This window comes from Halanaerobium hydrogeniformans (assembly GCF_000166415.1).
Taxonomy (GTDB): domain Bacteria; phylum Bacillota; class Halanaerobiia; order Halanaerobiales; family Halanaerobiaceae; genus Halanaerobium; species Halanaerobium hydrogeniformans.
On record NC_014654.1, the window covers coordinates 2577432 to 2589976 of the forward strand.

The window sequence follows — 12545 nt, forward strand, 5'->3', positions numbered from 1 at the left end:
AATGCCATTTAATTTTAAGGCAGAAAAATATCAGGGGAAAGCACGAGAAAAATATCTTGAAGCAGAAAAGAGAATAAAAAAAATTCATTCAGAATACCCTGATATAAAACAGGCTTACGAATGCCTAAACTCCCTTAAACGCGAATATTCTATGCTTAAAGTGGGATTTTTTAAACACAGTGAAGAAGAAAAAAGATCTTTAAATAAATTAAAATCTGAAATTGAGCAGTTAGAAAAACACTATAATTCTTTACTAAAAAAACATAATGTTGACCCTGATTATAGAGAAGCTAAATTTGACTGCGAAAAATGTCATGATACAGGACGAATTTATAGAAATAATCAGTATTTAATTTGTAGTTGTGCAAAAAATGATTTAAGAAAAAAGAAACAGAAAAATGGCAACCTACCCACTCATTTGAGAAATGCCAATTTTAATAAAGCTAACCTTAATTACTATGAAACAGATAAAATAACAGATAGTGGTATGAACTACCGCGAAAATGCTCAAAAAATATATAGTATGGCATCTTCTTTTGTGCAGAGATTTAATTCAGATAAATTTAATCGAGGTATGATAATAGAAGGGCCTATAGGGAGTGGTAAATCTTATCTTTTAGGCTGTATAGCTAATGCTTTGATCGACAGAGGAATTCACTTTCGTTATATAGTCTATTCTGACCTGCTGCAAAAAATCAGGAGCAGTTATAATCAGGAAAATCCAACAACCGATGAAAAGCAAATTTTAAGTACTGTTCAACAAATACCAGTACTCTTAATTGACGACCTTGGTACAGAAAAGGCTAGCGAATTTGCTGCTTCAACTCTTTACCAGATTATAGACAAAAGATATAGGGATGAGAAAGCGATAATTTTAACAACTAATTATTCAGTCAGAAATTTAAAAAATAGATTTCCAGTTATGGGTGAAAGAATCTTTCAGCGCTTACTAGAGATGAATAAATATGTAGAGTTAGCTGGGAATGTTAGAGTTAAAAAAATTGAAGAACAACAGGAGGCCTAAAAATGTCAGCTGATATAAGAAGTATTAAAGCACAGGAAGAAGACCGCTACAGCAAAAAAGAATATCAATTACTAGGCATCCTGCTGCAATATCCAGATAAAATTGATGAAGTTGCCGATGTTCTAGAAACCAAACACTTTCTAGATCCCCAGGCCCAAATAATATTTGATCTGCTCTTAAAACAGTACCAGCAGGATAACAAGATTTCAAGAACTAAGCTATTAATTGATCTTCAGGGCCAGAATGCAGTTGCCAAGCCAGAAGAAATAATAGAAAGATTAACTTCCGGTTTTAATACTGTAGATGAACTCAGCCCAACCATAGATCTAATCAAAAAAGATTATCAGCGTTCTTTATTAAATAGGGCTTCATCCAAAATAAAGGAACTAACCCAGGCAGATGATCTTTCCATCGATGATTATCAGGCAAAAGCCCAGGAGATAATTTTCCAGGCAACAAGTGAAAGTAATGATTTACAAAAACATATTTACAATATGGAAGAAGCTTTAATGGAATCATTTTCAAATTATATGGACCGTAAACATAAAAAAGCAGATGTAGGTTTAAGAAGTGGGTTTATTTCACTTGATAATTTGATTGGAGGTTTTAAAAGAGGCCATTTAAATGTAATAGCTGCTTCTACTTCAATGGGTAAAACAGCTTTTGCAATTAATATCGCTAAAAATGTATTAAAAAGAAATGCCAAAGTAGCTATTATTTCACTTGAGATGGATGCTACAGAAGTAATGGACAGAATGATTATTCAGGAAGCTCAAGTTAATGGTTGGAAGTATACCCAGGGAGAAACTAATGACCAGGAAGACAAAAGGATTTCTAAAGCCCTCGATAATTTACACGAACTGCCTTTAATGATTTCTGATGAACGTGGGTTAAATACTGCACAGATCAGGGCCAGACTTCGCAAATTTAAGGCCCAGTTAGATGGAATCGACCTTGCAGTTATAGATTATTTGCAGATGATACAGCTGCCAGATGAACATGCTCAAAATACAGCTAGAGCAGTAGGGCAAATAGTATTACAGCTGAGAAACTTGGCTTCAGAACTTGATATCCCGGTAATTTTAATCTCACAGATCAGTCGTAGTTTCACCAGCCGGACAGATAAAAGACCAGTGCTTTCAGATCTTAGAGACTCTGGAAATATTGAGGAGGTTGCAGATGGGGTAATCTTTTTATACCGTCATGCTCACACATCTGCTAAAGCCCGCGAAGAAGCAGAGGCTGAAGGAACCGAAAATGATACAGATGTTATTATAGCCAAACAGCGTACAGGTCAAACTGGTTCTATAAAATTATATTTCGAAGAAGAATTTATTCGTTTTGTTGATCCAGAAAACTTATCACTAGAAGGAACGATGCCCCATGGCTAATTGTGACAGCCTTGATTTAAAGCTAATACTTTCTTTTGCTCAATCATATAAAGAGCTTTATCAAAGAGGAGAGATTAACAAAGAACAATTAAGACAGGTTTTAGAGTTAATTGATAACTATCAAAATTTTAATCCAGCGGATTTCAAAGCTGAATTAGAAAATATTTTTCCAAACAGTAGCTTTTAAAGATAAATACTTAATCCAAACAAAAACTCCCCACTTTTGCCGAGAATAAAGCTTAGCAAAAAGGGGGATTTTTTATATAAATACATTTTAAATATCATAAGTCTTATCATCTTTATTATTGTTGTTTCCTTCATTGTATGGTTCAGATTCTGCCTCAAAATTAACGTCTATATGACCTGGTCTTTCTGGAATAATGGCCCAGGCAACTATATAAGCAATAAGTCCAGCACCAGATACAAATATTAAAATTACAGCAATCAATCTAATCAAGGTAGAATCAAGCCCAAAATATTCTCCTATACCTCCACAAACCCCTCCAATCTTTTTATCTTCTTTTGAACGATATAATTTTTTCATTTTGATCACCTCTTTTTAAAATTTATAATTAAAATTAAATTCTATAGTTGATATTTTAATTTGCAGTATCACTTTATATAGTATATTATAAAAGTATAGTTAAACACTATGTTTTATAGTAGTAAGTATTAATTGCTTCTTAAAAACTTAATTCCACTAATTAAGGAGGTTTTAGAGTGAAAAAATTGCCTAAAACACTCAAATTAATCTTAATCTTTGCTCTAGTCCAGCTAATCCTTCACACAATCGGAGAATACACAATCTGTGGTATATTTTATTCCATGGAAGGACAGGGAATACTAGAACACCAGCTTTTAATGTTTTCTGCAATAACAGGTGATGTCTTTATTGGGCTTGGATTATTTGTCCTATTGGCCTTTGTCAATAAAAGAAGTGACTGGTTTTTAGATAAATGGCAGCGAAAAGATATAGTAATCTATTTACTCTATTCAATTTTAATCGCTTTTTATTTTGAAATTCATGCCCTACACACTGGACGCTGGGGATATCAAGCTAACATGCCTTTAGTACCTGGTACACCAATCGGTCTGGTTCCTGTAGTTCATTTATTAATAATTTTACCACTTTCTTTAATAATAACCAAGAAAATTTATCAAAGCAAATTTGCTTAACTTTAATTTCCAGCCTTAAAATTAATTTTGGGGCTGGTTTTTAATTTCATCATGTAATATTTTAAAAAGTATAACTTAAAGTCACTTCTAAAGATTTTCCTCCCTCAGCAAGCAGCTCATCTTCCCTACCATAAGGAATGGTCCCCCTCAGTTCTAATAATAGATCACTGCTAAATAGATAAGAATAATTAGGAATAATCAAAGTACTACCATCACCTAAATAACTTACTGTCATAATTCCAATTGAAGAAAAATCATCAGGCTCAAAAGAAATACTCGTATTAAATAGCTCTACTTTATTAGAAGTGCTATTCCCATTCAGAAAAGCATTATCACCTTCTCTAATCGGATCAAAAAAGCTGAAATCTTTAATCTCACCTTTAATACCACTTATTCTTAAATATTCTCCCTGCAGCCGGATTCTCCTCCCATCAAGCATTGAATAACTGTAATCGGAGCCGATTTGATAAATATTATAATCTATTTCATCATTTTGCCAATTGGCCAGTGAAGAGTAAACCCCAAGTGGACCCAGATCACCCTTGGCAGTCAAAGCAAAACGTTCAAGATCTCCATCTTCTCCATCTGAAGGTTCTTTAACATAGTTAGCTGTTAAATCATAACCCTGCAGATTAGTCCTTCCCCTTAATGCCCATTTATTATCTTCTTTATCTGTATCAGAAACAACAAAGGTTAATGCACTTCCCCAGCCAATTGGATAATATAATTCTATTCCATCTACAAATTTAGCCCTACTTTCTTCATCAAGAGCTTCAGCTCCTATAGTGTAATCAGCTGGATTTATCAAAGAACCAAAAGACCAGGAAACCGGTTGACGACCAAATTTAGCTGTAAAAGGGCCTAAATCTTTTCGCAGATAAAGTTTTTTAAACCAGATTTCTGCCTCATCCCCATCAACCACAATAACTGCTCTATTTTGCAGGTCCACAGCTGCATCATATGGTAATAGTAATTCTAATTCTAGCTCAGTTCTAAAATCGCTCTCTAAAGAAGAATCTTGATATATTAAATTACTGATAAAACTAGCTTTACCACCAAGATCAACTGCAGAAACAGCTTGCGGCCAGAAAAAGAAAATATTCGTTAAAAAACCATTAATATAACTGCTCCATAAGCTGAGCCAAACGTTTTATTTTTGATTTTTGCTTTTTTCATATCAAAACACTCCCTTTTCCTAAATCAACCTTTTAGCTACTCAATTTATCGTTTTTTTATAAACTTGATCCTTGACCCACCTTGGAGCAAGCAAACAATGTTTGCGAGCAGACTTTAGCTTCTATAACTCAAATTTAATGCAAATATACTTAAACTATTAACGCAAACGCTGCAGGGTAAATATTCCTTCAGGAAGCTCAGCATCAAATACTATTTCCTTTAAAATAAATTCTGTGCTGGTATTTTGACGCAGCTTATTTTCCATAATAGAATGAACCGGATACCAGCGATCATCAATTTCAGCCATTTCTATCAATGTAAGTTCTTTTAACAATCTACCGCTTTCAGTATAAAGCTCTTCTTTTAAGCCGACAAATCTTTCTTTATCAATCCAAACAACCCTTCTATAATAACTTACTTCTTTACCAGGAACTTTAACCCCTTCAAGTTTATATGCAGGTCTACCCTGATAATCCTCCACAGCTAATAATTCAAAATCATAAAGATCGGTTAGTTTATCAGATTCAAGCATATCTTGATAGGAAAAGTCGCTGCCCATCATCCCCTGTTCTAACATATGACCTGATATTTTTACCAGATCTTCTGCTTCAGGAAAGAACATCCAGAGGTCATCACCTCGTTTTAAAAATTTGGTTCCACGGTCACGGGGATTAGTAAACTCAGCCAGAGCATTTGTCTGATCCTGCCAGACCCTCATTTCTTTAATCTGTTCTCTCCCACCACTTTTAATAATCATTTGGGCTTCCAAATAAGCTGTAATTATATACTCATTATCATCTCTTTTATTTATTATTTCGTCAGCACTTAACTCTACTTCATTTTGAGCATTATCTTCATCAATATTCACATTTGCGAGCTCTGTTTCTTCTCCATTGATATTTTCTGCTGAAATTTGAGCAGCTGGAAAGAAGAAAACCAGACTGAGCATTATCACAATTGCTGCTTTTAAAATTTTATCACTATTTAAAAATATTTTCATTTAAATCAGCTCCTTAGCAATAAATGAGACTACTAATATATTAAATATCTCTTAAGGCCTCTGTGGGGTCCATATTTGCAGCCCTATAAGCAGGTATAATCGCTGTCAGGGTTGTAATAATAATTCCCAGACTGAAACCAAAAATTAAATGCTCTATTCTAAAGTTAGGATAAATTATAGTTGTCATTAAAACATCCATATCTTCAATTGCAGTTCCATAATCAATTCCTATATCAGACAAAAAATAAGTTAAAGTTCCTCCTGCAATCGAACCAAAAAAGCTTCCTATAACTGCCATAGCTCCACCTTCAAAAATAAACAACTTTAAAATATCCTTTTTCTTAAGTCCCAGAGCACTCATCATTCCAATTTCTTGAGTGCGTTCATTAACTATCATAACCATGGTATTAATTACAACAATAGAGGCAAGTAAAAGCAGAAAAACATATATGAAATTATAAATTCTTTCTCCCACCTGTAATAATTGAATAAAAGAACTACCTTCTCGCCACTCTTGGGCCAGATAACGGTCTCCTTCATTTTCAGATAGGTAATTTTGAACTGCCGGCAGATAATTAATAGCTTTATCTCTATCATCTGTGACCAATAAAAGCTCTGTACTTTCATCTTCTAAATAAAGTAAATGTCTTGCAGTATCAATTGGCATAAATACTAATTCTTTATTTAACAAAGGCAGATTACTTTCGATTCGACCAACTATATCGAAGGTTGCTCCCTGAAAAGAGCTGTAAGCAGTGTTAAAAACCATTGTTACCCTCTCACCGACATTCTTATCAATCCGTCTTAATAATTCTGTCCCCATTATAACTTCTCGATTACCATCACTGACCATTCTTCCCTCTACTAGCTCCCGTTCTAGATTAGTAAATTCTAATTCTTTTTGGCCATCAACTCCCCAGGCCATCATCCGTACAAGTTCTTCTTCTGTGCTCACAGCTGCACCAAATTTAACCCTTGGTATGACCATTTCAATTCCTTCTAATTCAAGGAGCTCTCTTTCCATTTGACTTAAAGTTTTATCAGCAATACCATCAACTGTATAGGCTAAGGATAAAAGTCTTTGTTTTTGCTCATATTCTTGGTCCATAATTTTAATATGGCCTGTATCATAGTGAATATAAAGAGAATAACTTGATTCTATCATCCCATCGATTAATCCTCTTGCAAAAACAATTACTATCACCGCAAAGGCAATGGCTAAAATCGAGACAAAAGTCCTCAACTTATTGCGAAACATATTTTTTAATGCTATAGTTATTAAGAATTTCATCAGCTAACCTCCTTAGCGGTGATAAATAGCCTTGATAGGATCTTTACGAGCAGCCCATAAAGCAGGTAAAATACTTGCTAAAATTGAGACGAATAAACCATAAGCAAAAACAAAAATAAAAGAGCCAATACTCCAACCCGCATATATTGTTCCGGTAACTGGAAAACCATAGGTAATATCTCCACCACCAGCTAGAGTACTCATATCTATGCCATATTGATTGAAAACATAAAGGCCAATAGCCCCCATAATCAGGCCCATTATTCCACCTATTAAACCAATTCCGGCAGCTTCTCCCATAAAAATATATACTATTTCTTTTTCCCGCATGCCCATTGCCTTCATCATTCCCAATTCTTCCATCCTTTCAAGGGCTGAAAGAATTACTGTATTCACTATTCCTACTGCAGCAATTGTTAAAATTATTGCTAAAATAACCTGAGTTTCAATCTGCTGTAATTCCAACATGTAGATTAAATTTTCAGAAGTACTGCGCCATGAATAGGCTGCAAGAGGGTAATTTAGTTCTGAGTTCAGCTCTTCAGCAGCAGTGATCCCAAGTTGACGGTCTTCCATCCTTAAAACATAATGACTGATTTTATCACCAACATTTAAAGATTCTTGAGCTGTAGAAAGAGGTATAAATACAGAGCTATCATTTAAACTTGGATGAGGAGTATTAAAAAGTCCAACTATTTGTCCATCAATGGTGTTAAAAGTCTGTTCTTCTGTTCTAATTAACATAATTCCATAATCACCAATTTCAAAATCCATCAACTCTGCTAGTTTTGCCCCCATTATAATTTCACGACTCCCAGCGTTTGGCATTCTACCCTGGATAAGATGTTTTTCCAGCTCAAACACCTCTGGATCACTTGCCGGATCAATTCCTACTCCTTTAACAGGTAATTCATCAATACCATTATTAAGATTTACTGAAAAATCAAGCCTTTTGGTATAAGCATTTAAACCTGCTGTTGCTTTTATTTTATTTTCAATTTCACCATCAGGAGTAATCAAATTTTTTAGGGGCAGTTCATCTCTATCTGCAAAATAATTTTGATCAGTAATCTGAAGGTGACCACTTTCTAAATTTATTATATTAGAAAAAGATATTTCGGTTAATCCCATCATTAAACCTTCTATCAAAATATAGATTAAAATAGCAAAGGCTATAATTAAAGCAGTAATTAAAACTCTCCGTTTATGTCTGCTTAAATTTCTAATGACCAGCTTTGGGAGAAACATTTTAATCCCTCCTCTGATCTTTAGTGATCTTACCATCTTTTATTTCTACCAATCTTTTGGCATATTCCATAACCTGAGGATCATGAGTAGAAAAAATAAAGGTAGTATTTAATTCTTTATTCATTTTTTTCATTATCTCAAGCACCTCTTCACTGGTTTCAGAATCCAGGTTGGCAGTTGGCTCATCTGCTAGAACCAATTTTGGTTCTTTGATTAAAGCTCTGGCGATCGCTACCCTCTGTTTTTGTCCACCTGATAATTCATTTGGCTTTCTATAAGCCATATCTGCCAGGCCAACCTCATCTAAAATATGCATTACTTTTTCGCGGCGCTCTTTTTTCGTATGTTTATCGATCAATCGTATCGCAAATTCTACATTTTCAAAAGCAGTTAAAACCGGAATAAGGTTATAGCTTTGAAAGATAAACCCTAGATTATAGCGTCTTATATCAGCTAACTCGTTTCTATTTAGCTGATTAATGGAATTACCGGCAAAGATAATCTCTCCCGAAGTAGACTTATCCAGACAGCCGATCATATTAAGCAGGGTTGTTTTTCCTGAACCAGAAGGACCAAAAATAGTTGTAAACTCTCCAGACTCTATTTCCATATCTATTCCCCTTAAAGCCGGGACGGCAATTTTACCCTGCTGATATATTTTTTCTAATTCAATTAATTTAACCAGAGCCATTTTTAAACACCCCTTAGCTATTTTTTGCTATTCTATTTTCTCATCAGTAGCTTTTTTTATAAAAACTTCCCTTAGATATATCTCCATTTTCAATAATTCTATTTGTGCTGCTTTTTAAATATGGATAAGCAGCAAACTCCTCCATTTCAGCCTGCAGAATTCTCTCCCTCTTTTTTGAAGGTCGATCAAAAAAAGTTTGTTTTGGCACCTCTATCACCTCTATTTATATTGTATGACTATTAAGTCACATGACTTTGTAGTCACATTATATTATAGTTATTTGTAATTGTCAATAAAATTTTTTGAAAATTATTAAAGTTGTTTTTCAAACATATGTATGTTAAAATTTAAGTATCACTAATCATATTATACGCGGGGGAATTAAAATGAACTTTAAAGACAGAGGTAACAAAAAATGGACATCTTTAATGCTGGTTGAACACAGAAAAAGACTTAAAGAATTGAAAGAAAACGAGGAGAAAGCAGAAAAACCAGAATTAGATGAGCAAGAGAAAGCAGATATCAACTATAAGTTGCTTAGAGCCTTAAAAGAAAAAATTCAGCTTGAAATTATATATTGTGAGGATAAAATATTGAAAAAAACTAGAGGTTATTTAGAAGCCATTAATTCAAAAGAAAAATATATTTTGCTCAGTAAAAATAAAAAAAGTAAGAAAACAGAAAAAATACTTATGAAAAATCTCATTGAGTTGAAAATATTGTAAATAAATTTTTTAGAGTTTTAAAATAAGTTTAACAAAAACAAAAAACCCACTGAAAATCTTGACAGCTCCAGCAGGCTAATTAAAGTTAATTTAATTTCACTATAAATAATAGTCGGCTATAATCTTATCCATAACCTTAGTTGTTCTAGCAGCTGTTTTACCTGTAGAAGGTGATTCACCTTCTCCTAAAAGGCTTGCTACTACTTTTTCTAATAAGGGCTTTTGTACATGTTCTGGATAAGATATGTTAATTTCCGTTTTTCCTTTTTGGTTTTCTAAAATAATTGCTTTTTCATTAAATGAAGAAAAAACAATTCTACCCTGATTACCTATAATTTCATTTTCATCAATCTCATGATAACCAGCAAAAGTCCAGTTTCCTGCGGCTTGAACTCCATTAGCAAATCTGAAAATAGCACTAACATTATCTTCTGCTTGATAATAACCAGCTTGATTCATGGCAAAACCAGCTGTTTTTTCTACGGGCCCAAAATAATAATCAAAAAGATCTAAGGTATGGGAAGCTAAATCTAAAAACTTGCCTCCCCCTGCTATATCAGGTATAACCCTCCATGGTACTGAATCAGGCTTTAATTCTTCTTTTGCAACCGGTTGAGAAAGTCGAATATTTAAAGTACGCAGTTCACCAATTGCTCCAGCATCCAGTAATTCTTTAATTTTTAAAAAACGAGGCATTGCCCTTCGATAATATGCTACATGTAACTGAACACCATTAACTTTAGCAGATTCTATCATTTCTTGTGCTTCCTCAAAATTCAAAGCCATCGGTTTTTCAACATAAATTGGCAAACCTGCCTCTGCTGCCATCATAGTGTGTTTTTTATGAGTAGAAGGTGGAGTAGCTATGTAAACTGCATTTACTTTAGGATCATTAATTAAATCTTCTGCTTTGTCATACCAGCTTGCAACATTATGCCTTACTGCATAATCTTCTGCTAAATGGGCAGTTCTCCGCATAACAGCAACAAGAGAAGAATCTTTTATCTTCTTTAAAGCTGGCCCGCTTTTCTGTTCAGTCACATCTCCACAACCAATAATCCCCCAGCGTACTTCTTCCATTTAAAATCCTCCTCGTATAATATTTGTTACGTCAAATCTAATAGTTTTTAAAAGTTGTTTGATATTCTTAAAAAACCAGCCCCCTTATCTGGAAGCTGGTTTTTAAATTCGTTATTTATTTAACAATTAAAACAGAAATATTTGCATGCCTGACAACTTTATCACTTATACTCCCAAGTAAAAATCTTTTAACTTTGCCCTGCCCTTTATCAGCTAGTACTATCAGATCAAACCCATTTTCTTCTGCATAATCACAAACAACATCTGCTGGATCTCCATAAAGAACTTCTTTGTTTATTTCGATACCTTTTTTATCAAAGAAAACTGCAGCCTCTTCAACAATCTTTTCTTTCTCGTTTCTTATTCTTTCTTCTTTTTGGTCCATGATTTCTGCTAAAGTCTCAGCAGAAAGATAGGAGGCCACCTCATTAAATTGATCAGTCGGGGGTTTAGCAGTTTCAGTATGAACATGAATCAGGGTTACTTCAGAGTCCAGAGAAAGAGCCAGTTCTGCTGCCTTTTCTGCTGCCCTTTTGGAACTATCAGAACCATCAACAGCTACTAAAATTTTGTTCATCAAAAATACCTCCTTCTACAATTATTTATCTTTAAAGATGCTTATACTTTATAATTCTATAATTTTAGAAAAAGACCTTTTTAATTAAGCTTTAATTTAACAAAATCTTATTTATCTTAATCTAGAAGTAGAACCACGTTTTATCAAATTAACATCTAGAGTGATATTTTTCTTTGAATATTTTTCATTATCTAAGTTTTCAATTCTATCCATTAAAATTGAAGCTGTGATTTCACCAATTTCTTTTATAGGGCGGCTGATTGTTGTTAGTGGTGGATCAGCATAACGAGAAAAATTCACATCATCAAAACCAATAACCCCAAATTGTCCAGGTACATTAAGTTGTCTGTCCTTTAATTCTTTCATTATTCCAAAAGCTGCTGAATCATTAGCAGCAAAAATACCAACTCTTCTGTCTTTAAGCTCAAAACCAGCTAGAAAATCAGAAATTTTTTGGACTCCACTTTCTTCTCTAAAAGAACCCTCTAAAATTTTATAATCCTGAGAAGAAATATTATTATCTTTAAGTGCATCAGAAAAACCCTTGCTTCTGTCTAAAGCAGTAGCTACTTTTTTAGGCCCTGCAATATGGAGAAAATAATCATAATTATAGTCAACTAAATGGGCAGTGGCCTGATAAGCTCCATCATAATCATTTATTCTAATTTTGTCAATTAAATCAGATTCTATTTCTCTATCCAGCACCACCATTGGTATACCCTTTTTGGTGAGTTTATCAATATATTTTTCATCTAAGGCAGTAGAAGCTAAAATAAAACCATCAACTTGTTTTTGCATTAGATAACGCAGATAATTTTCTTCTCGCTTTTTATCCCATTCAGTATTACCAACAATAGTATAATATCCTTTTTGATTTAAAGTTTTTTCAATACTTTTTACAAGACTAGCATAATACATATTAGCAATATCTGCAATCAAAATACCCACAGAATTTGTATTTTTAGTTACTAGTCCTCTAGCTAAACCATTTGGAATATAGTCAAGCTCTTCCACTGCCGCTAATACAGCTCTTTCCTTTTCTTTAGAAACATTAGCATTTTGATTCATAACCCTAGAAACAGTAGAAATTGAAACATTTGCCTTTGCTGCTACATCATTAATTGAAACCATTTGATCCCCTTCTTAAAATTAATTTGATTTGAACT

General features: G+C 33.6%; 15 protein-coding genes. 5 read left to right on the forward strand and 10 right to left on the reverse strand.

The features are described from left to right. Position 1: 1 nt before the first annotated feature. From HALSA_RS12025 to HALSA_RS12035, 3 genes are read left to right on the forward strand one after another with little or no spacing between them, the layout of a single operon-like run. The gene (locus HALSA_RS12025; protein ID WP_013406813.1) at positions 2-1024 is read left to right on the forward strand and encodes an ATP-binding protein; all 1023 of its coding nucleotides are present in this window, start codon (positions 2-4) and stop codon (positions 1022-1024) included. A gap of 2 nt (positions 1025-1026) precedes the next feature. Then, the gene (locus HALSA_RS12030) at positions 1027-2415 is read left to right on the forward strand and encodes a replicative DNA helicase (RefSeq protein ID WP_013406814.1); all 1389 of its coding nucleotides are present in this window, start codon (positions 1027-1029) and stop codon (positions 2413-2415) included. Beyond that, positions 2408-2602 carry a hypothetical protein gene (locus HALSA_RS12035; RefSeq protein WP_013406815.1) on the forward strand — a complete coding sequence of 65 codons (195 nt, stop codon included), beginning with the start codon at positions 2408-2410 and terminating at the stop codon, positions 2600-2602. The genes HALSA_RS12030 and HALSA_RS12035 overlap by 8 nt, the downstream gene beginning before the upstream one ends. A gap of 87 nt (positions 2603-2689) precedes the next feature. Here the strand turns inward: HALSA_RS12035 and HALSA_RS12040 are convergent, their stop codons facing one another. Continuing rightward, positions 2690-2959, reverse strand: a complete 270-nt coding sequence (locus HALSA_RS12040; protein WP_013406816.1) for a PspC domain-containing protein — start codon at positions 2957-2959, stop codon at positions 2690-2692. Positions 2960-3135: 176 nt separating this feature from the next. On the opposite strand from HALSA_RS12040, the gene HALSA_RS12045 reads away from it, so the two are divergent. Next, complete coding sequence (locus tag HALSA_RS12045) at positions 3136-3591, forward strand: hypothetical protein (RefSeq protein WP_013406817.1); 456 nt, start codon at positions 3136-3138, stop codon at positions 3589-3591. Positions 3592-3652: 61 nt separating this feature from the next. On the opposite strand, the gene HALSA_RS12050 is transcribed toward HALSA_RS12045, so the two are convergent. The 6 genes from HALSA_RS12050 to HALSA_RS12735 form a co-directional block, all read right to left on the reverse strand. Next, positions 3653-4540 carry a hypothetical protein gene (locus HALSA_RS12050; protein WP_160143078.1) on the reverse strand — a complete coding sequence of 296 codons (888 nt, stop codon included), beginning with the start codon at positions 4538-4540 and terminating at the stop codon, positions 3653-3655. A 384-nt stretch (positions 4541-4924) separates the two neighbouring features. Then, the gene (locus HALSA_RS12055) at positions 4925-5767 is read right to left on the reverse strand and encodes an outer membrane lipoprotein-sorting protein (RefSeq protein ID WP_013406819.1); all 843 of its coding nucleotides are present in this window, start codon (positions 5765-5767) and stop codon (positions 4925-4927) included. 40 nt (positions 5768-5807) lie between these two features. Then, positions 5808-7058, reverse strand: coding sequence for an ABC transporter permease (locus HALSA_RS12060; protein ID WP_013406820.1), 1251 nt, complete (start codon positions 7056-7058; stop codon positions 5808-5810). Between the two features lie 12 nt (positions 7059-7070). Further along, a complete protein-coding gene (locus HALSA_RS12065) occupies positions 7071-8306 on the reverse strand; it encodes an ABC transporter permease (RefSeq protein ID WP_013406821.1) in 1236 nt (411 codons plus the stop codon). 1 nt (position 8307) lies between these two features. Beyond that, positions 8308-8997, reverse strand: coding sequence for an ABC transporter ATP-binding protein (locus tag HALSA_RS12070; RefSeq protein ID WP_013406822.1), 690 nt, complete (start codon positions 8995-8997; stop codon positions 8308-8310). Positions 8998-9040: 43 nt separating this feature from the next. After that, positions 9041-9205 (reverse strand): TetR/AcrR family transcriptional regulator, encoded by a 165-nt coding sequence (locus HALSA_RS12735; protein ID WP_013406823.1) that lies wholly within the window; start codon positions 9203-9205, stop codon positions 9041-9043. A gap of 178 nt (positions 9206-9383) precedes the next feature. Here HALSA_RS12735 and HALSA_RS12075 point away from each other — a divergent pair, with 178 nt between their 5' ends. Then, complete coding sequence (locus HALSA_RS12075; RefSeq protein ID WP_013406824.1) at positions 9384-9722, forward strand: YolD-like family protein; 339 nt, start codon at positions 9384-9386, stop codon at positions 9720-9722. A gap of 99 nt (positions 9723-9821) precedes the next feature. Here the strand turns inward: HALSA_RS12075 and HALSA_RS12080 are convergent, their stop codons facing one another. From HALSA_RS12080 to HALSA_RS12090, 3 genes are all read right to left on the reverse strand, one after another. Continuing rightward, a complete protein-coding gene (locus HALSA_RS12080; protein WP_013406825.1) occupies positions 9822-10802 on the reverse strand; it encodes a Gfo/Idh/MocA family protein in 981 nt (326 codons plus the stop codon). Positions 10803-10917: 115 nt separating this feature from the next. Further along, complete coding sequence (locus HALSA_RS12085; protein ID WP_013406826.1) at positions 10918-11379, reverse strand: universal stress protein; 462 nt, start codon at positions 11377-11379, stop codon at positions 10918-10920. A 111-nt stretch (positions 11380-11490) separates the two neighbouring features. Next, a complete protein-coding gene (locus tag HALSA_RS12090) occupies positions 11491-12510 on the reverse strand; it encodes a LacI family DNA-binding transcriptional regulator (protein WP_013406827.1) in 1020 nt (339 codons plus the stop codon). Positions 12511-12545 lie beyond the last annotated feature (35 nt).